We start from the raw sequence: 26188 nt of genomic DNA, 5'->3' as shown, positions 1-26188 counted from the left end.
ATCGAAGATGGAAGAACGTCCCGTTCCACTGGCGCTGAAAATCGTCGCCTTCATCATGTTCCTTTTTCTGCTGGCGCCCGTGGTGCTCGTGGTGCCGATCTCGTTTTCGGCCGATAGCTACATGGCTTTCCCGCCTTCGGGCTGGAGCCTGCGCTGGTATGTGGATCTCATGCATAATTCGAAGATGATGGGAGCGCTGGGCACCAGCACCCTTCTCGCCATCATCGTCACCGTGCTGTCCATGCTGATCGCCCTGCCGGCCTCGTATGCCATCGTTCGCATGCGGGTCATCGGCGCGGACGCGCTTCTCGCCTTCTTCACCGCGCCGCTGCTGCTGCCGACAATCGTTCTCGGCCTTGCGATCCTCATCGTCTTTGCCGGTGCCGGTCTGCTCGGCACCTTCACCGGTCTGGTGATCGCGCATCTCATCATCGTGCTGCCTTATGCGCTGCGTGTGCTTACCACCTCGCTTGCCGGCCTGCCGCTGATCTTCGAAGAGGCCGCCTCCACCCTGGGCGCATCGCCGCTCACGGTTTTCCGCCGCGTGACCATGCCGATGATTGCGCCGGGTGTCGTGGCGACGGCGGCGCTTTCCTTTTTGGTGTCGTTCGATGAAGCCGTGATTTCGCTGTTTCTCACGGGTCCGCGCATCACCACGCTTCCGGTCGCCATGTATCAGCATGTGGAGACCCAGGCGGATCCGCTTGTTGCGGCCATTTCCGTTCTCTTGATCGTGCTCACACTTGCCGTCGTCTTCATCGTTGACCGCACGGCGGGCCTGACAAAGACTTTTGTGAAATAAAGTTGCGGGGTCGCCGGCCGGTGCCGGCTGCCCCTGATTGGCAAAAGCGAAGATTTCATTCCCGTTTATCAACACCGCTGCTGCATCGGTGCGACTCGTCACGCCTGTTGATCTCGCTTTGAACGACGAAGGCAAAGGTAAGCCCATGGCCGAGACCCCCTCCACGGAATTTGATGTCGCCGTCATTGGCGCCGGTGTCGTCGGTTGCGCGGTCGCCCGCCGTTTCGCACTTTCCGGTGCGAAGGTGGTGGTGATCGAAAAAGGCCCCGACATCCTGTCCGGCGCCTCCAAGGCCAATAGCGCCATCCTCCATACCGGTTTCGATGCGCCGGAAGGCAGCCTGGAGCTGGAACTGGTGAAGGCAGGCCGGGCGGAATATCTCTCCATTCATGGCCGGATGGGCCTCAGCATCGTCGAAACGGGCGCACTGGTCTGCGCCTGGAACCCGGGCGAAGCGGAAAAACTGCAGGCGATCGCCGAACAGGGGCGGCGCAATGGCATTGCCGGGCTTGAGTTACGCACGGCCGAAAAGGCCCGTGAAGCCATGCCGGGCCTGTCCGGCCGCCTTGTCGCCGCACTTGACGTTCCGGGCGAACATATCATCGATCCCTGGTCCGCGCCGCTCGGCTATCTCACGCAGGCGGTGGCGCTGGGTGCCCAGCTGCTGCGCAACGCGGAGGTCCTGTCCGGTGCATTCGACGGCGTGTGGCAGATAGAGACGACGGCAGGCACTCTATTTGCCGCCAGCGTCGTCAATGCCGCCGGGCTGTTCGGAGATATCATCGACGCACGTCTGGGATTTCCGCCCGACTTCACCATCAAGCCCCGCAAGGGGCAGTTCGTGGTGCTTGATAAGGCTGCCCGCCGGCATGTGCCGCGCATTGTTCTGCCCGTTCCGACCGAAATTACCAAGGGCATCGTGGTGTGCCCGACCGCCTTCGGCAACGTTCTTGTCGGTCCGACGGCGGAAGAGCAGGAAGATCGCGAACGCGCGACGGTCGAGACGGCGACGCTGGAAGGACTGCTGGAACGCGGTGCGGAGATCGTTCCCGCGCTGGCCTCCGTTTCCGTGACCGCTGTTTATGCCGGCCTGCGCCCGGCCTCTGAAAAGAAGCACTACCGTATTTCCACCCGGCCAGACCGGCGGGCGATCACGCTCGGCGGCATTCGCTCCACGGGCCTCAGTGCCGCGCTCGGACTGGCGCAGCATGCGCTGAGGCTTCACGAAGGTTTCGGTACGCGTTTTAACCCGCCATCCTCAATCCCTGAAGTGACGATGCCCAATCTGACCGAAACCTGCGGGCGGGACTGGCAGCGTGCCGATCACGGCGAAATCGTCTGTCATTGCGAACTCGTCACCCGCCGGGAAATCGAGGCGACATTTTTGAGCGCGGTGCCACCCGGCGATTTCGGAGGCTTGCGGCGGCGTACCCGCGCCGGCATGGGGCGCTGTCAGGGCTTTTATTGTAACGCGCGGTTGGCCGCGATGAGCGGCGACCGTCTGGCAACGCCGCTTTCCGTCCGCGAGGGAGCGGACCTATGAGCGCCGGGGAGCCGTTTCAGCGCGTGCATCAAAACCTTGAGAATGCAGATGTCATCGTGGTCGGCGGCGGTCCGGCGGGCGTGGCTGCGGCGCTGGAACTGAAAGCGCGCGGTATTGCCCCCGTGATGATCCTCGACCGTGAACCCGCTCTTGGCGGCGCGACCCGGCATTGCGTGCATTCTCCCTTTGGCATGCGCGAATTCGGACGTGTCTATTTCGGCCCGGCTTATGCGCAACGCCTGCAGTGGCAGGCGCAGGAAGCGGGTATCGATATCCGCACCGGTCATTCCGTCGTCGAACTGGGGCAGGATGGGACGCTGCTGGTGACATCGGCACGCGGCGTCGAGACACTGAAGGCCCGGCGTATCGTGCTGGCCACGGGCGCGCGGGAAAAACCACGCTCCGCGCGGCTTCTGCCCGGTGACAGGCCGGTGGGCGTCCTCACTACCGGCACGCTGCAAGCCTATGTCGCCTTTCACGGCATCATGCCATTTCGCCGGCCGCTGATCGTCGGTTCGGAACTGGTTTCCTTTTCTGCGCTTTTGACCTGCCTAACGCATCATGCCCGGCCGGTAGCGATGATCGAGCCGGAGCCTTATCCACTCGCGCGGTGGCCTTTTCGATGCTTCCCGCCGGTTGTTGGGGTGCCCTTTCATTGTGGCGCCGCACTCACGGATATCCGCGGACGCGGCCGGGTCGAGGAGGCGGATATCCGTCTGGTGGATGGTCGTATCCTGACAGTTCAATGCGATGGTGTTCTGCTCACCGGGCGGTTCACGCCGGAGGCGGCGCTTCTCGATGCATCCCCGGTGGAGGTGGCGGCAGGCAGTGCCGGGCCGTTGATCGACCAGGACGGGCGAATGGCCAATCCGATCTTCTTCGCCGGCGGAAATGTCTTGCGGGCCGTGGAAACGGGCGGCTGGGCGTTTCGCGAAGGCCGTCGGGTTGGCGTGGCGGTGGCCGACGATCTCGCCCGGGCACCCTGCAGCGCGCCGGGCGTTCTCGTCACGTTCGCTGAACCGCTCAAGCTGGTAGTCCCCGCCATGCTGCGGCCTGGCGGGCTTGAACGACCGGCTTTTCGCGACTTCCAGCTTCGTTTCACCAGACGCGTTCGAGGCATGCTTTCGCTTCGTCTCGATGGAAAGAAAGTGTGGAGCAAGACCGGCCAGTGGTTCCCTGAACGCCGTGTGCTTGTGCCCATTCCCGCTGCGGCGTTTGAAGCGGCTCAGATTTCCTTTCATTTTCAGGAGACCAGTTGATGCGCATTGCGGCGATCGACCAGGGGACGACGTCAACCCGGTGCCTTGTGGTGATCGATGGCGGCACGGCGGAGGTTGTGGCCAGCCGGCGTCACACACAATTTTACCCCGCCGCCAATCATGTTGAGCATGATCCGGAAGAACTGCTTGTTAATATCCGCGCGGTGCTCGCCGCCGCCGGGCCGGTGGACGCCATCGCCATCGCCAATCAGGGCGAAAGTTGTCTGGCGTGGGATGCCGTCAGCGGTGAGGCGCTGTCGCCGGTCATCGTCTGGCAGGATGCCCGCACCGCCCAAACGCTGGCCGCCCTGCCGCCCTCGGCAACACATCTTTCGAAAGAGATTTGCGGGCTGCCGCTTGATCCGTATTTTTCGGCCAGCAAACTGGCCTGGCTGGTCAGGCACAATCCGGCAGTGGCAGAGGCGAAGGCAGCCGGGCGTTTGCGGCTGGGCACCACCGACGCGTTCTTTCTGGACCGGCTGACGAGCAGTTTCCGCACCGACCTTGCGACGGCGTCGCGCACGGGGCTGCTGGATCTTTCAACCGGAGACTGGAGTCCGGAGCTCTGCGCGCTGCATGGCGTGACGATGGATTGCCTGCCCAAGGTCGGCCCTGTCGACGGCGGTTTCGGTTCGATCGAGGGAACGCCCATCCGCGTTTCCATCGTTGATCAGCAGGCCGCACTTTATGGCCACGGCTGCCGCACGGCAGGCGATTGCAAGATAACTTTCGGAACGGGGGCGTTTCTGTTGTCCGTTGCCGGTAACGGGCGCCCATCGACGGGAGAGCTTCTGCCAACAATTGCCTGGCAGATGCAGGGCGCGCCCGCCGTTTTCGCCATTGAAGGCGGCGTCTATGATGCCGGCGCGGCGGTCGAATGGGCGAAAAAGATTGGCCTCTACGCTGAAAATGCCGAACTCGATTGGTTTGAGGGGCCATCGGCCATTCGCCGTGGTCTCGCGTTCGTACCCGCGTTTTCGGGCCTTGCCGCGCCTTATTGGGACAGACACGCGGTGCCGCTGTTCATTGGTATGAACCACGCCACCGAGCGGAGTGACATGGTGCGCGCGGTGCTGGAAGGTATTGCCCTGCTGACGGCGCGGCTGATCGAAGCTGCATCGGCTGTTGCTCCCATAGGCGACACGATCTCCATCGATGGCGGCCTGTCGAACAGCCGCTATTTTGTCCGCTTTCTGGCAGCAGCCAGCGGCCGGACCATTTGCGTGCCGGCCATGCGCGAGTTGACGGCGCTAGGGCTGGCCGAACTGTGCGGCATTGATGTCGCCGCCATGCGGCGCGAGACCGAGATATTCGCGCCCGATGGATCGGTCGGCGCCGAAGATCACGCCCGGTTCGCACGCGCCATAGACAATGCCCGCTGCTGGGGGCGATAAGGCGCCTTGGCAACCGCTGTCACGCTTCCCTTGGCGTAGAGGGAGCAGTGGGTGGATTGAACAGGCGACAAAGGCGACGAAATTTGATAAATTACAAGTCGGCCGGTTGCTGTTTGACGCACGGGTGAAAGTCGCCGGGCGTTCCCATACTGCAAGCCGGATCATGGCGCAGGAGGAGAAGTGCTATGACGGCATTCCATGTCATGGCCGGTGCGAGTGGCGAATTTGCCCGCCCGGAAGTCCGCAAGATTGGTATTGCAGATATAGCCGACGCGTTAAGGCTGGGACTGGAGGACTTTAAGGAAAAGCCGTCCCATTATTTTTTTCTCTGTCTCATGTATCCGATCGCCGGTGTTTTCATGGTGATGTGGAGTGCCGGCGCTAATATGCTGCCGCTGATCTATCCCCTGATGTCGGGTTTTGCACTGATTGGCCCAGTCGCGGCGATCGGCCTCTATGAAATCAGTCGAAGGCGCGAACAGGGGTTGGATAGTTCGTGGCGGCACGCGCTGGAGGTTCGTCACTCTCCGGCACTGCCGTCGATCATCGCGGTCGCCGTCATGCTGCTTGCGCTTTTCGCTGTCTGGCTGATTGTTGCGCAGCACATCTACACCGTGAATTTCGAGGCGGCCGCTCCGGTTTCGCTCTCCGCCTTTCTCTCCGATGTATTGATAACGCCGCAGGGGCTCTCTCTCGTCATCTGGGGCAATCTGGCTGGTTTCGTTTTTGCCGTCATCGTGCTGGCGACAACGGTGGTGACGTTTCCTCTGCTGCTTGATCGGGATGTCGGCGCGGTCGCGGCGGTGGATGCAAGCATCCGTGCCACGCTTGTCAACCCGGTTCCGGTGGCGCTATGGGGCTTGATTGTCGCTGCGCTGCTCGTTCTCGGGACGATCCCGGCATTCGTCGGTTTAGCGGTTGTCGTGCCCGTTCTCGGCCATTCTACTTGGCACCTTTATCGGAAAATGATCGTCCCCGATTATTCCAGCCGTGTGTCTTGAATTTATCAAGTAACCCTGTCGTGCCGTTCTTGCGGCAATGACGGGCAACCTTCGAAAGCGGCGGTTCGTGAGATCGGCGCACCACATTCAGGATTTTGGAAGCAGCACGCCAACGGCAAATTCTTCCTCAGTTGCCGTGTGGCCGGCCTGCGTCTTGCGGTATTCGCTGGGCGTAAAACCGCGCTCGGTTCGAAGCGTACGGGAAAGATGGGGTGCGTCGCAAAAGCCGGTGGCAAGCGAGATCTGGGTGATGGGGTCGTGCGTGGTGCGCAGGAGCGAGAGCGCCCGGTCGAGACGGAGCTCCAGATAGACCTTGGATGGTGTGGCCTTCAGATCATTGAGGAAACGCCGCTCGAGGCTGCGGCGGCCAAGGCCGAGGTCGCTTGCCAGTTCCAGCACGGTCTTGGGAACCTCGATATTCTGCTGCATCCGCAGGATCGCTTTTTTGACAAGGGGATCGCTGGCCTTACGTGTGCTCTGCTGGCCCGGCTGGGGTTTCTCACCGCTCAGCGCGCTGTCGATCATCATGATGTTTAGGCTCTTGATGGCGGCGGATTGGCCGACATGGCGCTCGACGAGGAAAGCCGCCAGATGCGCGGCACCATGGCCGCCCGAACAGGTCAGCCGGTCGCGGTCGATGACGAAGATCTGGTCGGAGATCATCTGAACCGTATCGAAACGGTCGAGAAAATCCTGGTGGTGGAACCAGCTTACGCAACAGCGATAGCCATCGAGCAGCCCCGCTTCGTGGAGGATGAAGACGCCGGTGCAGAGGCCAACAATCGGAACGCCTGCCGTTGCGCGGTCTTTCAGGAAGCGCAGTGCTTCCGGCGGCAGGGCGCTATGATCGCTGATCAATCCGCCGACCACGACGATGTAGTCGTAGTGACCGGCATCGCTCAGCCGCGTATCCGGCTGCACTTTCACGCCGCAGCTCGACTGCACGCTGCCGAGCGTTGCGGAGAGCACCGACCATTCGCAGAGGATGGGTCGGGAGCGGTCCGCCTCATCGGCGGCAAGGCGCAACACGTCGACGAAATTCGCAAAGGCTGACAGCGTGAAGCGGTCGGCAAGCAGGAAGGCGACGCTAAGGCGTTTTTTGGCGACGTGCGATTTCATGACGCAAATATTCATGCAAACAGACGCGATTGTCCAGCCGGGCGATGGCAAATGATCCTAGCTTTTACGACAACAGATTTTCCAACCGTCGGGTCCGATCATGACGCGTTTTAATGCTTTCAGTCTTTTGAAGAATGCCCTGACGGGCAATAAAAACTGGGAAGAACAATGGCCCGACAGCCAGCCGAAGGCCGAATATGACGTGATCATCGTCGGTGCCGGCGGCCATGGGCTTGGGGCGGCCTATTATCTGGCCAGCCAGCATGGCATCACCAATGTTGCGGTTATCGACAAGGGCTGGCTTGGCGGCGGCAATACCGGCCGTAACACCACGATCATCCGCTCCAACTATCTCTATGACGAAAGCGCCCGTCTTTACGATCACGCCGTCGATCTCTGGGAAAATCTCAGCCAGGAACTGAACTACAACGTCATGTATTCGCGGCGCGGCGTGCTGATGCTGGCCCATAATGTGCACGACGTGCAGAGCTTCAAGCGTCATATCCATTCCAATCGCCTGAACGGTGTCGACAATCGCTGGCTCACGCCTGAGGAATGCAAGGAATATTGCCCGCCCTTAAGCCTTTCGCCTGACGCCCGTTACCCTGTCATGGGCGGCGCATTGCAGGAGCGTGCGGGCACGGCGCGCCACGATGCGGTCGCCTGGGGTTATGCGCGCGGTGCTGCCGCGCGCGGTGTGGATATCATCCAGAACTGCCCGGTCACCGCTATTCGCCGCAACGCCGACGGTTCCGTTGCCGGTGTCGAGACGGCGAGGGGCTTCATCAAGGCGAAGAAGGTTGCAGTTTCGGCCGCCGGCCACACCTCTGTCGTCATGGATACGGCCGGTGTCCGCCTGCCGCTCGAAAGCTATCCGCTGCAGGCGCTGGTATCGGAGCCGATCAAGCCGATTTTCCCCTGTGTTGTCATGTCGAACGCCGTGCACGCCTATATCAGCCAGTCGGACAAGGGCGAGCTGGTGATCGGTTCGGGCACGGACCAGTATACATCCTATTCGCAGCGCGGTGGCCTGCCGTTGATCGAGCATACGATCGCGGCCATCGTCGAAATCTTCCCGATCTTCAACCGCATGCGGATGCTGCGCAAATGGGGCGGTATCGTTGATGTCACGCCGGATCGCTCGGCCATCCTCGGCAAGACCCCCGTTGCCGGTCTTTATGTGAATTGCGGCTGGGGTACTGGCGGGTTCAAGGCCACGCCGGGTGCTGCCCACACCTTCGCCTGGACCATCGCCAAAAACGAACCGCACCCGATCAACGCGCCGTTCACGCTGGAACGCTTCCGATCCGGCCGCCTGATCGACGAGGCCGCTGCCGCTGCCGTGGCGCACTGAGGACATAACGATGCTTTTGATCCGCTGCCCCTATTGCAACGAAACGCTGCCCGAAGCCGAATTCACCTATGCCGGGCAGGCCCATGTCGTTCGCGCCGCCGACCCGTCGTCGCAGACAGATGAGCAATGGGAAGAATTCCTGTTCATCCGCGAAAACGTCAAAGGTCCGCATTTCGAACGCTGGCGGCACCTGCATGGCTGCGGCCGCTTCTTCAACGCCGTGCGCGACACGGTGAGCGACCGTTTCCTGACGACCTATCGTGCGGGTGAGCCGCGCCCTGAACTATCCTCCCTGACACGCTTGACCGCAAGCTCCGAGGTGTCGAAATGAACTCCTATCGCGTTTCCGGCCGGGGCCGGGTGGATGCTTCCCGTTCGGTCAGCTTCACCTTCGACGGCAAGACCTATCGCGGCGTCAAGGGCGATACCGTCGCCTCCGCGCTTCTCGCCAATGGCGTGCATCTCATGGGCCGCTCGTTCAAATACCACCGCCCGCGCGGCCCGGTGGCGGCGGGTTCCGAGGAGCCGAATGCGCTGATCGGCACCCGCCGTAGCGCCGGCCGGTTCGAGCCGAATACCCGCGCCACGGTGCAGGAAATCTGGGACGGGCTGGAAACCACCTCGCAGAACAAATATCCGAGCCTGAAATTCGATATCGGCGCTGTCAACGACATGGCCTATATGCTGTTTTCGGCCGGTTTTTACTACAAGACCTTTATGTGGCCGAAGAGCTTCTGGAACAAGGTCTATGAGCCCTTCATCCGCGCGGCCGCGGGTCTCGGCGTTTCGCCGACGGAAGAAGATCCTGACACCTATGCCTCGCGCAACCTGCATTGCGATGTGCTGATTGTCGGTGCCGGTCCCGCCGGTCTCGCAGCCGCGCGCGCGGCGGCGGTCGAGGGTCTCAAGGTCGTGCTGGTCGATGAAAATGCCGAAGCCGGCGGCACGCTGCTCTCGGAACCGCAGGCGAAGATTGATGGCAAGCCCGCTTGGGTCTGGCTTGCTGACGAAGTGGAGGCGCTGAAGGATCGGGGCGTCAAGGTGATGACGCGTACCACGGCGATTGCCTATTACCACCAGAACATGATCGGCCTTTGCGAAAAGCTGACCGACCATCTCGAAACCGTACCGAAGGATGTGCCGCGCGAACGCCTCTGGCGGGTAAGAGCCCGGCAGGTGGTGCTGGCGCAGGGCGCACTGGAAAAGCCGCTGGTTTTCCACGGCAATGACCGGCCGGGCGTGATGCTCGCAGGTTCCGCCCAGACCTATCTCAACCGCTATGGCGTCAAGGTCGGTAACCGGCCAGTGGTGGTGACGAGCCATGACAGCGCCTGGTATGCCGCTTTCGATCTTCACGGTGCTGGCGCACCTGTTCAGGCCATCGTCGATACCCGCGCCAAGGTGCGCGAGGAGCTGGTAAACGAGGCGCGTGCGCTCGGCATTCCGGTCAAGCTCTCACATACGGTCACGGCGACGTCGGGGCGGTTGCGCGTCAAATCGGTTCACGTCAATCCGGTGAATGGTTCCACGGTCGGCGCAGGTCAGGACATTGCCTGCGATGCCGTGCTGATGTCGGGCGGCTGGACGCCGTCGCTGCATCTCTTCTCCCACACACAGGGTAAGATCGCCTGGGATGACGAGCGGACGACCTTCCTGCCAGCGCTCACCAATGAGGATTGTGTGATTGCAGGCGCCGGTCGCGGGCTCTGGGGCATCGAGGCCGCACTGAAGGACGGTGCGGAACGGGGGCGTGAAGTCGTTGCAGCCCTTGGCAAGACCGCCAATGTTTCCAGTCATGCCGTCGATCATGACCGCATTGGCAGCGGTGTATCCCACACGGAACTGCCGAGCGACCGCGATGCCGGCAAGGCAAAGGCTTTCGTCGATTACCAGAATGATGTGACCGCCAAGGATCTGCGGCTTGCCGTGCGCGAGGGCATGCGCTCCATCGAGCATGTCAAACGCTACACCACCAATGGCATGGCCACCGATCAAGGCAAGATGTCCAACATCAACGGCCTCAACATCGCTGCGGAAGCTCTGGGCAAACGCCAGCCGGAAGTGGGGCTCACCACCTTCCGTCCGCCCTATACGCCGACAACCTTTGGGGCCTTCGCCGGTTATCACCGCGGCGCGCATTTCGAAGTGACGCGCAAGACGCAGATCGACAGCTGGTCCGAGGCCCATGGCGCGGTCTACGAGCCGGTCGGGCAATGGCGTCGCGCCTGGTATTTTCCAAAGCCGGGCGAGGACATGGATGCCGCCGTTCGCCGCGAATGCCGGGCGGTGCGCCAGAGTGTGGGTATTTTTGATGCCTCGACGCTCGGCAAGATCGAGGTTGTCGGTCCCGATGCGGTCGAGTTCATGAACCGCATGTATACCAATCCCTGGACAAAGCTGGCTGCCGGTCGCTGCCGTTATGGCCTGCTGCTCGGCGATGACGGTTTCATCCGCGACGATGGCGTTATCGGCCGCATGACCGACGACCGTTTCCACGTCACCACCACGACTGGCGGTGCCGCCCGGGTGCTGAACATGATGGAGGATTACCTCCAGACGGAATGGCCCGATCTCAATGTCTGGCTGACCTCGACCACGGAGCAATGGTCGACCATTGCGCTGAACGGGCCAAATGCGGCGAAGCTGCTCGCGCCGCTGGTGGAAGGTGTGGAGCTCACGGAAGAGGCCTTCCCGCATATGTCCTGCGCGGAATGCACCGTGGCCGGCATGCCGGCGCGGCTGTTCCGGGTCAGCTTCACCGGCGAGATCGGCTTCGAGGTCAATGTGCCTGCACCGCTCGGTCGCAAGCTCTGGGAAATCCTGTGGGAATCCGGTCAGCAATATGGCATCACGCCTTACGGCACCGAGACGATGCATGTGCTGCGTGCGGAAAAGGGCTACATCATCGTCGGTCAGGACACCGATGGCACCGTCACGCCCTATGACGCGGCAATGGGCTGGGCCGTGGGCAAGAACAAGCCCGATTTCGTCGGCAAGCGGGGTCTTGCGCGACCCGATCTCGTCGCCAAGGGCCGCCGCCATCTCGTCGGCCTTCTGACGGAAGACCGCTCGAAGCTGGAAGAGGGCGCACAGATCGTCTTCGACCCGAAACAGCCTATCCCGATGAAAATGGTCGGCCACGTTACATCATCCTACCATTCGGATGCCGTTGGCCAGCCGATCGCGCTGGCGCTGGTGGAGGGCGGTCATGAGCGGATGGGCGAGACCGTCTACATCCCGATGCTGGACCGTACCATCGCCGCGAAAATCACCGGGATGGTCTTTGTCGATCCCGAAAACACCCGCCTTAAAATCTGACCCGGAGCCGACAATGAACATGCGCGTTTCCTCCTCCGTTTCCGGCGTGCTTGCCGAAAGCAAAGCGGCACGGGTCAGCATCTCGGCCGCACAAGCCCGGTTTTCGCTGCGCGCGCGCGGCGATCTGGCGCCGCTCAATGCCGCCCTCGGCCTGAGCCTGCCTGAGCGGATCGGCGCCCGTGCCGCTTCCGGTCACGTTGAAGCTCTACGCCTCGGTCCCGACGAGTGGACCATCGTGGCGCCGATGGACGAAATCGATCGGCCGATTGCCGCATGTGCGGGCGTTTATGCTGGCCATCCCCATAGCCTTGTCGACATTTCTGGCCGTGAAGTGACGATGTTGATCGAAGGTCCGCAAGCCGCCGAACTGCTGACGCTGGGCTGCGCCCGGGACATTGACACCATTGCCGTTGGCGAGGGACGCCGGACGATTTTCGACGGCGTGACCGTGGTGCTTTGGCGAGATGCTGAACACCGGTTCCGCATGGATGTCTGGAACAGTTTCGCGTCGCATCTCGGCCATCTGCTTGAAACCGGCTGCAGGGAGCTCGCCGCCGAAACCGCCTGAACGCGTTGCAGTTTCACAACCGTCCAGGAGCTGATCCACCAAGGGGAGCAGGATTTGACCACCTATGTCATGAAAGTCTCGTGCCCGGCGCGCAGCGGCATCGTTGCGGCCGTATCCGGATATCTCGCGCTGTCCGGCTGCAATATCAATGACAGCTCGCAATTCACCGATCAGGAAACCGGCCGTTTTTTCATGCGGTTGAGCTTCGTTTCGGAGCAGGGGCTGGAGCGGGACGCTCTCGCCGAGGGTTTTGGTCCGGTCGCCGTCGACTTCGACATGCAATACGACATCCACGACCTTTCCCGCAAAACCAGAGTGGTGATCATGGTGTCGCGCTTCGGTCATTGCCTCAACGATCTGCTTTATCGCTCCCGCATCGGCGCATTGCCGGTGAAGATCGTCGCGGTGATATCCAATCATCTCGATTATCAGAAGCAGGTCGTGAACGACGACATTCCGTTTCATCATATCCGCGTCACGCCTGAGACAAAACCGGAAGCCGAAGCGGAAATCCTGCAGGTGGTGCAGGATACTGGCGCGGAACTCGTCGTTCTCGCCCGTTACATGCAGGTTCTGTCGGACCGGCTGTGCCAGGAAATGTCGGGCCGCATCATCAACATCCACCATTCCTTCCTGCCATCATTCAAGGGCGCAAATCCCTACAAGCAGGCCTATGAGCGCGGGGTACGGCTGATTGGAGCAACCGCCCACTACGTCACCGCCGATCTCGATGAAGGGCCGATCATCGAGCAGGACACGATCCGGGTAACCCATGCACAGAGCGCGATGGATTATGTGTCACTCGGCCGCGACGTGGAGAGCCAGGTGTTGGCGCGCGCGATACATGCCCATATCCACCACCGGGTTTTCCTGAATGGCAACAGGACCGTGGTTTTCCCCGCCTCGCCGGGAGAATATGTCTCGGAGCGGATGGGCTGAGCGCGGCGCTGCCGTAGCCCCGGCTCCGCCATCCCCTTGAACAGGCGCGGGCTGCTGAACGGCAGCCGCCCTCGTCCGGTGCCGGGTCAACCGTCATACTCATCGTCGGTGACCTGTTCCAGCCAGTCCACCACCTTGCCGTCCTTGACCTCCTGAAGCGCGATATGGGTCATGGCCACATCAGGTGCGGCCCCGTGCCAGTGCCTCTCGCCCGGTGCGAACCAGACGATATCACCGGAGCGGATTTCCTCCACCGGGCCACCGTCACGCTGCGCCCGGCCGAGACCGGAAACCACGATCAGCGTCTGACCGAGGGGATGGGTGTGCCATGCCGTTCGCGCCCCGGGTTCAAATGTAACCTGAGCGCCCTGCACCCGCTCTGCATCGAAGGGGTTGAAGAGCGGATCGATGCGGACCGTGCCCGTGAACCAGGCCGCGGGGCCTTTTGCCGATGCCCGTGTTCCTGCGCGCAATATTTCCATGGTCATTCTCCTGACTGATGTTCCAGGCCGGCGTGAAGCGCGTGGCCTGCCGTCGCCCACAGGGCGGGGCGGGGTCATCGCTTTCCGCATTCTGTGAAGCCCTGCCGCCGGTCTCCGCCACGCGCTTCATTCTCGCGTGTTTCCGAGAGTTGCGCCGGCCGCTTCCGGGACCTTTTCAGACCGCTCGACAAAAATCAATCTCGGGATTGACTCACTTATGAAAACGGTTACATTCGCTGATGTAAACGGTTTCATAGTCGATATCCGTTGCTTGGAGGAGCAAGTTTTCATGTTTAGACATTTGTTGGCTGCTGCCGCGATGGTGCTGGCGGCGGGCACGTCCGTGCACGCGCAGGAACAGAGTTTCAAGATCGGTCTTTCCAATTCTTTCGTCGGCAGCGAATGGCGCACGCAGATGATCGAGGAAGCTCAGGCTGCCGCGAAGGCGTGGGGCGAAAAGGGCGTCAAGGTCGAGGTTGTCGTCCAGAGCGGCAATGTCGACGTGCAGGGGCAGATCGGTCATATCCGCAATTTCATGAACCAGGGCGTTGATGCGATCCTCATCAATCCCGGCAGCCCGACCGCCTTCGATCCAATCTTCGCGCAGGCCAAGGCGCGCAACATCCTCGTTATCGCAACCGACGCCGAAGTGTCCTCCAAGGATGCGATTTATGTCGGCATCGACCAGAAGGCATGGGCCGCGCAATCGGCGCAATGGCTGGCGGATGCGCTGAAGGGCAAGGGAAGCGTCGTCGCCATCAACGGTATCGCGGGCAATCCGGCAAACGAAGCCCGCGTCGCCGGTTATCGCGAAGTGTTCAAGAAATATCCTGACATCAAGGTGCTGAACGAAGCCAATGCGAGCTGGGATCAGGCGCAGGGGCAGCAGGCCATGCAGAACCTGCTTGCCACTTATCCCGACATCAGCGGTGTCTGGGTGCAGGACGGCATGGCCGACGGCGCGTGGCGCGCCATCGAAGCCGCCGGCAAGACGAAGGACATTGCTGCGACCGGTGAAATCCGCAAGGACTTCATGACCCGCTGGGAAAAGGAAAGATTCAACTCCGGCGCCTCGGTCAATCCGCCCGGCGTGATGGCCAGTGCGCTCAATGTCGCTGTCCTGAAGCTTCAGGGCAAGGAATTCAAGGACGGTATCTTTGGCGGCACCTATGGCAACGCCATCTATATTCCGATCCCCTTCGTCAGCAACGAAAACCTTGCGGACAATATCAAGGCTGCAGAAGGCAAGCCCGGTTACTGGTCCGTCACGGCGACCGTGACGCCGGAACAGGCCGGCGAGTTCTTTAAATAAGACCCGTCCCGGGCCGGCGGAAGCGCCGGCCCGAACCGGAATTTCGAGTGCGGACCGCGCGTCGGCTGGCCGCCTGTGACAAGCATTATTCGGGGGCATGCGATGGCGAACGCTTTGGAAGCGGCCGGCATAACGAAGAATTTTGGCGCCGTACGTGCGCTTTCCGACGGCAGGCTGACTGTTGGTCGCGGTGAAATTCACGCGCTGCTGGGCGCCAATGGCTGCGGCAAGAGCACGCTCTGCAAAATCGTTGCTGGCGCGGTGGCGCCGACAAGCGGCACGATCAAATTCAAGGGCGAAGATGTGCGCTTCAAGAGCCCGCGTGACGCCGAAGACGCCGGTATTGCGCTGTTTTACCAGGAACTCAGCCTTGTTCCGCAGCTTTCGGTTGCCGATAACATCTTTCTCGGCCGGGAGCCGAAACGTGGCATTTTTGTTGACCGTAAGGTGCTGAAAGCCGAGACGGCAGGGCTGATCGCCCTGTTTGACGGCGTGGCCGGCGAAGGACTGGAGCCGGATGCGATCGTTGGCACTCTGGCGCCCGATCAGCGCCAGCTCGTCGAAATCCTCAAGGTCTTTGCCCAGAATGCCAGCCTCATGATTATGGATGAGGCTACGGCAGCGCTCGATGGTCGCCAGTCCCAGCGCTTTTTTGAGATACTCCGGGCTAAGAAGGCGGATGGTGTCTCGACCATCATGATTTCCCACCGTCTCGACGAGGTTTTTGCCGTCTGCGACCGCATTACCGTGATGCGAAACGGCGCAACGATTTCGGAGCTCGATACGGCGGCAACCACGCGTGAAGCTGTGGTGCACGATATGGTCGGCGATGTCCGCGCAGCACCTGCCCGCCAGCAGGGACGCGCTGCCGCAACTCCCAGCCTCAAGGTGACGGATGTTACAGGCGAAGGCGTGCGCGGTGTCAGTCTTGAAGCCTATCCGGGTGAAATCGTCGGTCTGGCCGGCCTGCAGGGGCAGGGACAGTCGGCGCTTTTGAAGGGGCTGTTCGGCGCGACGCCCTTTGCGACGGGCCAGACATGGTTCGATGGCCGTGAAATTACCATCGGCAAGCCATCGCACGCGGTTCACAGCGGTTTTGCCTATGTCTCTGGCGACCGCGGGCGTGACGCTTCCCTTCAGGGGCGCTCGATCTTCGAAAATCTCGTCGCGGCCCTGATGGTGCGCGAAAAGATGCGGCTGGTCCGACCCGCCACGCTGAAGCCGCGGGTGCAAAAGGTCGCGGATGATATGAAGACGAAGTTTGCCGGCCTGGATATGGCGATCGGCACGCTTTCCGGCGGCAATCAGCAGAAGATCTTCATTTCCCGCTGGCTCGCCACAGCGCCGAAACTGCTTCTGCTGGATGATCCGACCAAGGGTATCGATCTCGGCGCCAAGGCCGATCTTTTTGCGCTGATGCGTCAGCAGGCCGATGCCGGCGCGACCATCCTTCTTTATTCCTCGGAAGATGCGGAAATCCTCGAATATGCCGACCGCATTCTTGTGTTCAACGGCGGACGCATCTCTGCGGAACTGACCGGAGCCGACATGACATCCGTCAACCTGACCCGCGCCGCCTATGGAGACGCCGCATGAATTCCCAAGGCGTTCTGCGCAGGCAACCCTGGATCATCACCCTCGTCGTTCTGGCCGTTCTCGTTGCCGTGAACACGTTTTTGCAGCCATCCTTCGTTCAGCCCTCCGTGCTGCAATCGAACCTGACGACGTTTTTGCCGCTGATCCTGGTCGCCATCGGCCAGACCTATGTCATTCTGGCGGGCGATATAGATTTGTCGGTTGGCAGCATCGTGGCGCTCGCCAATGTCGTCACCGTCAGCGTCATTGCTGCTCTTGGCGGCACGACTGGCGCTGTCTTCGCCGGCATGGCAGCGGGTGTAACCGTTGGGCTACTCTGCGGCCTGGTCAACGGCCTCTTCATTTCGGGCCTGCGTTTCCAGCCGATCGTGACCACCTTCGCGACAGGTATCATCTTTGCCGGGATGGCGATCTGGGTTCTGCCGCAGGCGGGCCTGCCGGTGCCGGAGGCCTATTGGCAGACCTATTCCGGCAGCTTCGTCGGCCTGCCCTTCGTGCTTTGGGTGCTGATTGCCGGCATCGCCTTCACGCTTATCGTGTCGCGTATTCCTTTTCACACGCATCTGCTTGCGGTGGGTGGCAATCGCACCGGCGCCTTCCAGACGGGGCTACGCCTCTCCGGCATCCGTATCGGCGCTTACATGATCTCTGGTCTTTTCTCCGCGCTGGCGGCGCTCTGCCTGACGGGTGAGACGGCCTCGGGCGATCCGCTTCTCGGCGCAAGTCTGGCGCTATCTTCCATCTCTGCGGTGGTCTTGGGCGGTACGGCGCTTTCCGGCGGTTTCGGCAGTTCGACCGGGTCGATCGCGGGCGCGCTGGTGCTGGGCATGATCGGCAATGTGATCTTCTTTGCGGGCCTGCCCTTCGAGTACCAGACACTGGTGCAGGGTCTGATCGTGCTGACGGCTCTGGCCGGTGGCGTTCTGGTGACGAGGCGTTGATATGACCAATCCCGGCTTGCAACTCAAAACCCTTCTCACCGATCCCCTGACCATCGCCATCTGCGCATCGGCTTTCCTGCTGCTTGTCGGCGAATTGTTGTCGCCCGGCTTCGCACAGGGATCGCAGATCGTGCGGCTGCTGACGATTGCCGCCATTCTCGGTATCGTAGCGGCGGGCCAGAATCTCGTCATCCTCGGCGGACGCGAAGGCATTGACCTTTCCGTCGGCGCGATGATCTCGCTCGGCGCGGTGCTTGCCGGCAATATGATGAACGCCCAGAATGCCGGTATTCCTCTTGCCATTCTGGTTGCGGGCGGCATTCCGTTCCTGATCGGCCTCATCAACGGTCTCGGCATCACCTTCGTGCGCATTCCGCCGCTGGTAATGACGCTCGGCATGACGGCGGTCATCCAGGGCGGGCTGGTGGTTTATTCGCAGGGCGTTCCGTCAGGTGCGGCGGCTCCGCTGCTCGCAGGCTTCATCAACCGTCCCCTCATCTTCGGCATTCCCGGTGTACTCTTCGTCTGGCTGGGCATCGCCGCGATCATGCTCTTCGTCCTGCGCCGCACGGCTTTCGGCTTCGCCATTTACGCCATCGGCTCCAACGAGCGGGCGGCGACGCTGGTAGGTCTTCCTGTTCCGCTGATCCGCACGCTGCTTTATGGCCTTTCCGGCCTGTTCGCTGGCCTGACCGGGGTTTGCGTCATCGGCTATACCGGCACGTCCTTCATCTCTGTCGGCGACCAGTATGTGCTTCCGTCGATCATCGCAGTGGTCATTGGCGGCACCTCGCTGGCCGGCGGGGCTGGCGGATATGTCGGAACCATGGCCGGCGCAGTTGCGCTCACCATTCTGCAAAGCGTACTGATAACGCTCAACCTCGATGTATGGGCACGGCAGATCATATTCGGTGTCACGTTGCTAGCGCTGATGCTGCTTTATGGCCGCCAAAAGCAGTTGCGTGTGTGACAGATGAGCAAAGAACACGGTTCGAATATCAGGGAAGTTGCAGCTCTCGCGGGTGTCTCCATCGCGACAGTATCGCGCGCGCTGCAGCAACCCGACAAGGTTCGCCCAGAAACCCGCAAGAAGGTTTTCGATGCCGTTCGGCAGGCGAACTTCGTTCCCAATGCGCAGGCGGCCAGTTTCCGCCGCCAATCCAACAACACCGTCATCCTTCTCGTGCGCGATATCGGCAACCCCTTCTATCTCGAAATCTACAAGGGTGTTGAGGAAGCGGCGGGCGAAGCGGGCTTCAAGGTGCTTATGGGCGATGCCCGCAATGACGAGCACCGTGTGGCGACCCACATCGATATGGTACGGCAGAAACATGCCGACGGCCTCATCCTGATGACCGGGCAGTTCCCGTCCGAGCTTCTCGATCAGGGCGATGCGCTGCCGCCGATCGTCATCGCGTCGGAGACGGTGCCCGGCCTCGAGCTGCCGACCGTCAAGGTGGACAACCGCGCCGCATCGATGAACGCCGTGCGTCACCTCATGGAAGCGGGACATGAAAGGATCGTGCATCTGGCCGGTCCCGTACCGGAAAGTCTGGCGCAGGAACGTTTCGATGGTTACCGCGCGGCACTTGCGGAGGCCGGCATAGCTTATGCCGACGAACTGGTGGTGACGGGTGATTACAGCATTGAGGCCGGCCGGCAGGCGATTGCGGGCCTTCTCGAAGGCGGCATTGTCTTTACCGCGATCTTCGCATCGAGCGACCAGATGGCGATTGGCGCGATCAGCGAGTTGCGGGGCAGGGGTCTGTCGGTCCCGGGTGACGTCTCCGTCATCGGCTTCGACGATATCATCTTCGCCAATGCCTTTGAGCCGCCGCTGACGACGGTGCGTCAGCCTCGGCAGGAAATGGGCCGAAGGGCCATGGCGCTGATGGTGGACAGGCTGAATGGCAAACGCACCGCCGAGACCATCGTGCTGGATACGGAACTGGTGGTGCGCGGCTCGGTCGCGCCGTGCCGACCGCCGCACCGGTAGCGGCCAGACTGTGAATGCAAGGAGTGTAAGGACATGAAGACGATCAAAGGCCCGGCGATTTTCCTCGCGCAATTCGCCGGAAACGAGGCCCCTTTCGATACGCTCGACAATCTCGGCCAATGGGCGGCTTCGCTCGGCTACAAGGGCATCCAGGTGCCGACCGACCCCAAGCTCTTCGATCTGGAAAAGGCTGCGGAATCCAAGGACTATTGCGACGAGATCAAGGGCCGTCTGGTCGAGATCGGTGTCGAGATCACCGAGCTTTCGACGCATATTCAGGGCCAGCTCGTTGCCGTTCATCCCGCCTATGACGAGATGTTCGACGGTTTCGCTCCGGCCGAACTGCGCGGAAAGCCGCAGGCGCGGCAGGAATGGGCGGTCAATCAGCTGATATGCGCAGCGAAGGCGTCGCGGCATCTCGGCCTCAAGAGCCATGCGACCTTCTCCGGCGCGCTCGCCTGGCCGTTCGTTTATCCGTGGCCGCAGCGCCCGGCGGGCCTTGTCGAAATGGCCTTTGCCGGGCTCGGCAAGCGCTGGACACCCATTCTCGATGCCTTCGAGGAAAATGGCGTGGATCTCTGCTACGAGCTGCATCCGGGTGAGGACCTGCATGACGGCGTCACCTTTGAGCGATTTCTCGAAGCCACCGGCGACCACGCGCGCGCCAACATCCTCTACGATCCCTCGCATTTCGTGCTGCAGGCGATGGATTATCTCGGCTTCATCGATATCTACCACGAGCGTATCCGCGCCTTCCACGTCAAGGATGCCGAGTTCAATCCAACCGGCCGTTCCGGCGTTTATGGCGGGTATCAAAGCTGGGTCGATCGGCCGGGCCGTTTCCGTTCGCTGGGCGACGGGCATGTCGATTTCGGCGCGGTTTTCTCGAAGCTCACCCAATATGATTTCGATGGCTGGGCGGTTCTGGAATGGGAGTGTGCGCTGAAGCACCCGGAAGACGGCGCGCGCGAAGGCGTCGCCTTCATTGAAAACCACATTATCCGTGTGACCGAGCGGGCCTTCGACGATTTCGCCAAGAGCGGCGTCGATGATGCCGCCAATCGTCGCCTTCTCGGCCTCTGAAAGGGATAGCCATGTCTTCCGCACCAAAAAAATTCGACAGCCGCCGTATCCGTCTCGGAATGGTCGGCGGCGGTCAGGGCGCCTTTATCGGTGCGGTGCACCGCATAGCGGCCCGGCTGGATGACCGTTACGAGCTCGTGGCCGGAGCGCTTTCCTCCGATCCCGCGCGTGCGGCCGCTTCGGCAACCCTGCTCGGCATCGCGCCGGAGCGTTCCTATGCCTCATTCGAGGAGATGGCTGCGGCAGAGGCCGGTCGAGACGACGGTATCGAGGCAGTCGCCATCGTGACGCCCAATCACCTCCATTTTGCGCCCTCAAAGGCCTTTCTCGAGGCCGGTATTCACGTCATCTGCGACAAGCCTGTGACCGCGACACTTGAGGAAGCAAAGGCGCTGGCCGAGATCGTCAGGGCGTCGGACAGCCTGTTTGTCCTGACGCATAATTACACCGGCTACGCCATGCTGCGGCAGATGCGGCAGATGGTGGCTGATGGAGCCATTGGCAAGCTGCGCCACGTTCAGGCCGAATATGCCCAGGACTGGCTGACCGAGGCGGTTGAGAAGACCGGTGCGAAGGGGGCGGAATGGCGCACCGATCCCAGCCGCTCCGGCGCGGGCGGGGCCATCGGCGATATCGGCACCCACGCCTTCAACGCTGCCGCCTTCGTTACCGGTGAAATCCCGAAGAGTCTTTATGCCGACCTGACCTCTTTCGTGCCGGGCCGGCAGCTGGATGACAGCGCCAATATTCTTTTGCGTTACGAAAGCGGCGCCAAGGGCATGCTTTGGGCAAGCCAGATCGCAGTCGGCAATGAAAACGCGCTGTCGCTGCGGGTCTACGGCGAAAAGGGCGGGCTTGAATGGCACCACCGCGTGCCGGATGAGCTGTGGTTCACCCCTTACGGCGAGCCGAAGCGGCTCATAACCCGCAACGGCGCAGGCGCAGGAGCCGCGGCCAACCGTGTCAGCCGCGTGCCATCGGGGCACCCGGAAGGATATCTCGAGAGTTTCGCGACGATCTACCGCGAAGCCGCAGATGCAATCATTGCCAAAAGGGAGGGAAAAGCAGCCGCCGGGGAGGTGATTTACCCCGGCATGGAGGACGGCCTTGCGGGTCTCGCATTCATCGATGCCGCCGTTCGCTCCAGCCAGACCTCGACCTGGATCAATATCGATATCTAGGTCGCAGCCTATCGGAGGAGACGACACAGGGTGCCGAAGGCGGTGCCCGGCAAAGGACACGTGTCGTCATATTGATCAAACGGAAAGGGAGTTACGCGTTTGAAAACGTTCAAGTCAAAATTCGCAGGCATGGCAGTCGTCGCAGCATTGGCGGCCGGTTTCGCAAATCCGGTTTTTGCCGATGACAGCAAGACCCTGCCGATTGCCGCGCAGATGTATACGCTGCGCAATTCCGGAACGCTGGAGGAGCAGCTGACGATCCTCAACCGCGCGGGCGTTTCCGCGGTGGAAACAGTGGACATGCAGAAGGTCAGCGCCAGCGAATTGAACACGCTTCTCGAAAAGCACAAGATCAAGGTCATTTCCTCGCATGTGCCGATCGACAAGCTGCGCGGCAATCTCGACGAGGTCATCACCGAACAGAAGGCTGTCGGCAACCCTGTCGTGACCGTACCTTTCCTGAAGCCGGAAGACCGACCGAAGGACGCCGCTGGCTGGACCGCCTTCGGCAAGGAACTGGGTGGCTATGCGGACAAGCTGTCCGCTGCGGGCCTTTCCATGGCCTATCACAACCACGACTTTGAAATGGCCAAGTTCGACGGCAAGACGGCGCTGGAACTGTTGCTCGACGCCGCCGGCCCGAAACTGCAGGCCGAAGTCGACGTCGCCTGGGTGGCGCGCAGCGGCAATGATCCCGCAGAATTCCTCGGTACCTTGACGGGCAAGGTTTTTGCCATCCACGCCAAGGACAATGCACCGGCGGGGACGGCGGAAAACGAACGCGGCTTCGCCATACTCGGCACCGGCACGCTTGACTGGAAGACGATCCTGCCGGCGGCCAAACATGCCGGCGCAAAATGGTTCATCCTCGAGCACGACCTTCCGCTCGATGCCGAAGCGGTCGTAACCAAGGGCAACGCGTTCCTCAACGAACACCTGCCGACCATTCAGTAAACGCTGCCAGTAAAACCAGAACCGCTCCCCGGCGGCCGGTTTCGGCGAGGAGCATGAGGTTCGACAGACGCATGTCCATTTTCCGCCGCGCCGCGACGGGAAGCGCTTTGCCCTGTCGTTTTTTCCAAGCTCACATCGGAGGAGTTATCATGGCAAACAATCATTATGATGCGATTGTTGTCGGCTCGGGCATCAGTGGAGGCTGGGCCGCAAAGGAACTCACGCAGAAGGGCCTGAAGGTTCTGATGCTGGAGCGTGGCCGCAATATCGAACACGTCACCGACTATCAGAATGCCGACAAGGAAGCCTGGGACTACCCCCATCGCAACCGCGCCACGCAGGAAATGAAGGCGAAATATCCCGTTCTCAGCCGCGATTATCTGCTGGAAGAGGCGACGCTTGGCATGTGGGCCGATGAGCAGGAAACGCCCTATGTCGAGGAAAAGCGGTTCGACTGGTTCCGCGGTTATCATGTCGGCGGCCGCTCGCTGCTGTGGGGACGCCAGACCTATCGCTGGTCGCAGACCGATTTCGAGGCCAATGCAAAAGAAGGCATCGCCGTTGACTGGCCGATCCGTTATGAGGACGTGTCCCCCTGGTATGACTACGTCGAGCGCTTCGCCGGCATTTCAGGCAGCCGCGAGGGATTGGACATCCTTCCTGACGGGGAATTCCTGCCGCCCATTCCTCTCAATTTCGTGGAGCAGGATGTCGCAAGCCGGCTGAAGAAGGCGTTCAAGGGCACGCGCCACCTCATCAATTCGCGCTGCGCCAACATCACCCAGGAACTTCCCGATCAGGAACGCACGCGCTGTCAGTTCCGCAACAAATGCAGGCTGGGCTGTCCTTTCGGCGGCTATTTCAGTACGCAGGCATCCACCCTGCCGGCAGCGGTCGCTACGGGAAATCTCACGCTTCGTCCCTTCTCCATCGTCAAGGAAATCCTGTATGATAGGGACAAGAAGAAGGCGCGCGGCGTCGAGATCATCGATGCCGAGACAAACCTGACCTATGAATATACCGCCGACATCATCTTCCTGAACGCATCGACGTTGAACTCGACCTGGGTGCTGATGAACTCGGCCACCGATGTCTGGGAAGGCGGGCTTGGCAGCAGCTCCGGCGAACTCGGCCATAATGTTATGGATCACCATTTCCGCATGGGCGCCACCGGCCAGGTGGAAGGTTTCGAGGACTTCTACTTCAAGGGTCGCCGTCCGGCGGGCTTCTACATTCCCCGGTTCCGCAATACCGGTGACGACAAGCGCAAATATCTGCGCGGTTTCGGTTATCAGGGCTCCGCCAGCCGGTCGCGCTGGGAGCGGGAGATCGCGGAACTGAATATCGGCGCCGATTACAAGGAAGCGCTGACCGAGCCGGGCGGCTGGACCATCGGCATGACCGCCTTCGGTGAAATGCTGCCCTATCATGAGAACCGCGTGAAGCTGGATCATGAGAAGAAGGACAAGTGGGGCCTGCCGGTCCTTTCCATGAATGTCGAGATGAAGCAGAACGAACTCGACATGCGCGAAGACATGGTCAATGACGCCGTCGAGATGTTCGAGGCGGTCGGCATCAAGAACGTCAAGCCCAGTCGTGGCAGCTATGCGCCGGGCATGGGCATTCACGAAATGGGAACGGCCCGCATGGGACGCGACCCGAAAACCTCTGTCCTTAACGGCAACAACCAGGTCTGGGATGCGCAGAACGTCTTCGTCACCGATGGCGCCTGCATGACTTCGGCCTCCTGCGTCAACCCGTCCTTGACCTATATGGCGCTGACCGCGCGTGCGGCCGATTTCGCCGTTTCCGAACTGAAGAAGGGGAACCTGTGATGAACAGACGCGAACTGCTGAAACTCATAGCCGTTGCGACCGGCCTGCCGCTGATCGGTGCGGATATCCTGACAGCCGCCGAAAACGCTGCCAGGCCCGCCGGGGGTGCCCATGTCTTTACGCCCGAGGAAATCCGCTTTCTGGACGAGGTGGCGGAAACCATCATTCCGCGGACCTCCACGCCGGGCGCGAAGGACGCGGAAGTCGGTGCATTCATGGCCGTCTATGCGGCCGATTGCTACACTGACGAACAGCGGACACTCTTCCTTTCGGCCATTTCCGACATCGAGAAACGCAGTCAGGCCGAACACGGGAAGGCCTTTGTGGATTTGACCGCCGAACAGCGCCAGGCGCTGCTTTCTGTGCTGGACAAACAGGCCAAAGCGGAACAGTCGCCGGCAAAACCGCATGCTTTCACGCTGGTCAAGCAGCTGACACTGCTTGGTTTCTTCACCTCGAAGATCGGCGCCACGGAAGTTCTCGTCTATGACGAGATTCCCGGTGGCTTCGAGGATCGCGTTCCCTACAAGAAGGGCACGCCTGCCTGGGGCACGACCTGAAGAAAATCGCCGACCCGTCTGCTTCCGCGGACGGGTCGTACTCAAGCGGCAAGACAAGGATGACACGATGCACAAAATAACAATCATCGCGGCGGCAATGTTTGCTGCAAGCGCCATTCCTGCTTTTTCGGAGGGCGATGTTGCCAAGGGCGAGGCCGTCTTCAAGCGGTGTTCCGCCTGTCACGCCATCGGTGAGGGCGCTAAAAACAGGGTCGGCCCGCAGCTTAACGGGATTATCGGCCGCGCGGCGGGCGGCGTGCCGGACTATACTTACTCGGCCGCAATGAAAAAAGCGGGCGAGGAAGGCCTCGTCTGGACGCCGGAAGAATTGCGGGCATTCCTGAGCGCGCCCAAAAAGAAAATCCCTGGCAACAAGATGGCGCTGGCCGGCATCAGCAAGCCGGAAGATCTGGACAATCTCATTGCCTATATTGAAAGCGCGGCTTCGAAACCTGCAGAGTGATGGCGGCCGAGGCGGGGGAGGATAGGCTGATCCTCCTTCCGGCTGCTGCCGGGAGAGGACGGCCAATGTCATAGAACCCGCCCCGCTTCCTCGATGAATCTTCGCACCAGCGGCAGATGTCGTCTTTCGGCAAGGCAGATCGCATATTCATCGATGAGTTCGGTGGCATCGCAGAGCGGCACGAAGGAAAGGCGCGCGTCGTGACCGAATTCCAGATCGGCCACCACGCCGCATCCCACACCGTTGGCGATGGCTTCTCGCACGCCCTCGCGGGAGGAGATTTCTATGACGGGCTGGATGGAGATGCCGTGATCGGCAAGGTTCTTTTCGAAGATTTCGCGGGTGCGCGATCCCCGCTCTCGCATGACAAAGGACAGGCCTTCAAGCTCTGCCACGAAGACGCTCTCCCGCGCCGCCAGCGTGTGAAAGACGGGCACGCACAGGCCAAGCCGCATGCTGAGGAATTTGACGCCATAGAGGCGCGGATC

General features: G+C 61.3%; 24 protein-coding genes. 21 read left to right on the top strand and 3 right to left on the bottom strand.

What is annotated here, in order from left to right:
* Nucleotides 1-7: 7 nt before the first annotated feature.
* From HQN82_RS15775 to HQN82_RS15755, 5 genes are all read left to right on the top strand, one after another.
* Nucleotides 8-802 carry an ABC transporter permease gene (locus HQN82_RS15775; protein ID WP_037091359.1) on the top strand — a complete coding sequence of 265 codons (795 nt, stop codon included), beginning with the start codon at nt 8-10 and terminating at the stop codon, nt 800-802.
* Between the two features lie 145 nt (nt 803-947).
* Complete coding sequence (locus HQN82_RS15770) at nt 948-2345, top strand: NAD(P)/FAD-dependent oxidoreductase (protein ID WP_064263541.1); 1398 nt, start codon at nt 948-950, stop codon at nt 2343-2345.
* Complete coding sequence (locus tag HQN82_RS15765; protein WP_173615197.1) at nt 2342-3604, top strand: NAD(P)/FAD-dependent oxidoreductase; 1263 nt, start codon at nt 2342-2344, stop codon at nt 3602-3604. Before HQN82_RS15770 ends, HQN82_RS15765 begins: the two co-directional genes overlap by 4 nt.
* Nucleotides 3604-4998, top strand: coding sequence for an FGGY family carbohydrate kinase (locus HQN82_RS15760; protein ID WP_022562856.1), 1395 nt, complete (start codon nt 3604-3606; stop codon nt 4996-4998). Before HQN82_RS15765 ends, HQN82_RS15760 begins: the two co-directional genes overlap by 1 nt.
* Before the next feature lie 185 nt (nt 4999-5183).
* On the top strand, nt 5184-5999 hold the full coding sequence (locus HQN82_RS15755; protein ID WP_064263446.1) for a DUF2189 domain-containing protein: 816 nt from the start codon (nt 5184-5186) through the stop codon (nt 5997-5999).
* A gap of 87 nt (nt 6000-6086) precedes the next feature.
* Here the strand turns inward: HQN82_RS15755 and HQN82_RS15750 are convergent, their stop codons facing one another.
* Nucleotides 6087-7133 (bottom strand): GlxA family transcriptional regulator, encoded by a 1047-nt coding sequence (locus tag HQN82_RS15750; protein ID WP_022562854.1) that lies wholly within the window; start codon nt 7131-7133, stop codon nt 6087-6089.
* Nucleotides 7134-7218: 85 nt separating this feature from the next.
* On the opposite strand from HQN82_RS15750, the gene HQN82_RS15745 reads away from it, so the two are divergent.
* From HQN82_RS15745 to purU, 5 genes are read left to right on the top strand one after another with little or no spacing between them, the layout of a single operon-like run.
* Nucleotides 7219-8472 carry a sarcosine oxidase subunit beta family protein gene (locus HQN82_RS15745; protein ID WP_022562853.1) on the top strand — a complete coding sequence of 418 codons (1254 nt, stop codon included), beginning with the start codon at nt 7219-7221 and terminating at the stop codon, nt 8470-8472.
* A gap of 10 nt (nt 8473-8482) precedes the next feature.
* Nucleotides 8483-8803, top strand: a complete 321-nt coding sequence (locus HQN82_RS15740) for a sarcosine oxidase subunit delta (RefSeq protein WP_022562852.1) — start codon at nt 8483-8485, stop codon at nt 8801-8803.
* On the top strand, nt 8800-11790 hold the full coding sequence (locus tag HQN82_RS15735; protein ID WP_064263445.1) for a sarcosine oxidase subunit alpha: 2991 nt from the start codon (nt 8800-8802) through the stop codon (nt 11788-11790). Before HQN82_RS15740 ends, HQN82_RS15735 begins: the two co-directional genes overlap by 4 nt.
* Before the next feature lie 13 nt (nt 11791-11803).
* A complete protein-coding gene (soxG, locus tag HQN82_RS15730; protein WP_022562850.1) occupies nt 11804-12358 on the top strand; it encodes a sarcosine oxidase subunit gamma family protein in 555 nt (184 codons plus the stop codon).
* 54 nt (nt 12359-12412) lie between these two features.
* Entirely contained in the window at nt 12413-13297 is an 885-nt protein-coding gene (purU, locus tag HQN82_RS15725; RefSeq protein ID WP_022562849.1) for a formyltetrahydrofolate deformylase, read from the top strand.
* Nucleotides 13298-13383: 86 nt separating this feature from the next.
* Here purU and HQN82_RS15720 read toward each other — a convergent pair whose 3' ends face one another.
* Nucleotides 13384-13779, bottom strand: a complete 396-nt coding sequence (locus HQN82_RS15720) for a (R)-mandelonitrile lyase (RefSeq protein WP_022562848.1) — start codon at nt 13777-13779, stop codon at nt 13384-13386.
* Between the two features lie 289 nt (nt 13780-14068).
* On the opposite strand from HQN82_RS15720, the gene HQN82_RS15715 reads away from it, so the two are divergent.
* The 11 genes from HQN82_RS15715 to HQN82_RS15665 all read left to right on the top strand — a co-directional run bounded on the left by HQN82_RS15715 (nt 14069) and on the right by HQN82_RS15665 (nt 25700).
* Nucleotides 14069-15091 carry a substrate-binding domain-containing protein gene (locus tag HQN82_RS15715; RefSeq protein ID WP_022562847.1) on the top strand — a complete coding sequence of 341 codons (1023 nt, stop codon included), beginning with the start codon at nt 14069-14071 and terminating at the stop codon, nt 15089-15091.
* 102 nt (nt 15092-15193) lie between these two features.
* Entirely contained in the window at nt 15194-16687 is a 1494-nt protein-coding gene (locus tag HQN82_RS15710) for a sugar ABC transporter ATP-binding protein (protein WP_173615196.1), read from the top strand.
* A complete protein-coding gene (locus HQN82_RS15705) occupies nt 16684-17628 on the top strand; it encodes an ABC transporter permease (protein WP_022562845.1) in 945 nt (314 codons plus the stop codon). The genes HQN82_RS15710 and HQN82_RS15705 overlap by 4 nt, the downstream gene beginning before the upstream one ends.
* 1 nt (nt 17629) lies before the next feature.
* Entirely contained in the window at nt 17630-18598 is a 969-nt protein-coding gene (locus HQN82_RS15700; RefSeq protein WP_022562844.1) for an ABC transporter permease, read from the top strand.
* Nucleotides 18599-18601: 3 nt separating this feature from the next.
* Nucleotides 18602-19624: a LacI family DNA-binding transcriptional regulator gene (locus HQN82_RS15695; protein ID WP_022562843.1), complete on the top strand. Its 1023-nt coding sequence runs from the start codon at nt 18602-18604 to the stop codon at nt 19622-19624.
* A 33-nt stretch (nt 19625-19657) separates the two neighbouring features.
* Complete coding sequence (locus HQN82_RS15690) at nt 19658-20707, top strand: sugar phosphate isomerase/epimerase family protein (RefSeq protein ID WP_173615195.1); 1050 nt, start codon at nt 19658-19660, stop codon at nt 20705-20707.
* An 11-nt stretch (nt 20708-20718) separates the two neighbouring features.
* Complete coding sequence (locus HQN82_RS15685; RefSeq protein WP_173615194.1) at nt 20719-21888, top strand: Gfo/Idh/MocA family protein; 1170 nt, start codon at nt 20719-20721, stop codon at nt 21886-21888.
* A gap of 99 nt (nt 21889-21987) precedes the next feature.
* Nucleotides 21988-22842: a sugar phosphate isomerase/epimerase family protein gene (locus HQN82_RS15680; protein WP_022562840.1), complete on the top strand. Its 855-nt coding sequence runs from the start codon at nt 21988-21990 to the stop codon at nt 22840-22842.
* A 149-nt stretch (nt 22843-22991) separates the two neighbouring features.
* A complete protein-coding gene (locus HQN82_RS15675; RefSeq protein WP_022562839.1) occupies nt 22992-24677 on the top strand; it encodes a GMC oxidoreductase in 1686 nt (561 codons plus the stop codon).
* Nucleotides 24677-25237: a gluconate 2-dehydrogenase subunit 3 family protein gene (locus HQN82_RS15670; RefSeq protein WP_072493108.1), complete on the top strand. Its 561-nt coding sequence runs from the start codon at nt 24677-24679 to the stop codon at nt 25235-25237. The genes HQN82_RS15675 and HQN82_RS15670 overlap by 1 nt, the downstream gene beginning before the upstream one ends.
* Nucleotides 25238-25304: 67 nt before the next feature.
* Complete coding sequence (locus HQN82_RS15665) at nt 25305-25700, top strand: c-type cytochrome (RefSeq protein WP_022562837.1); 396 nt, start codon at nt 25305-25307, stop codon at nt 25698-25700.
* Nucleotides 25701-25768: 68 nt separating this feature from the next.
* Here HQN82_RS15665 and HQN82_RS15660 read toward each other — a convergent pair whose 3' ends face one another.
* Nucleotides 25769-26155 carry a LysR substrate-binding domain-containing protein gene (locus HQN82_RS15660; protein WP_022562836.1) on the bottom strand — a complete coding sequence of 129 codons (387 nt, stop codon included), beginning with the start codon at nt 26153-26155 and terminating at the stop codon, nt 25769-25771.
* Nucleotides 26156-26188 lie beyond the last annotated feature (33 nt).

This window comes from Agrobacterium pusense (genome assembly GCF_013285525.1).
Classification (GTDB): domain Bacteria; phylum Pseudomonadota; class Alphaproteobacteria; order Rhizobiales; family Rhizobiaceae; genus Agrobacterium; species Agrobacterium pusense.
The sequence above is the reverse complement of the archived record's forward strand: the minus strand, read 5'-3'. Positions and strand labels throughout refer to the sequence as shown.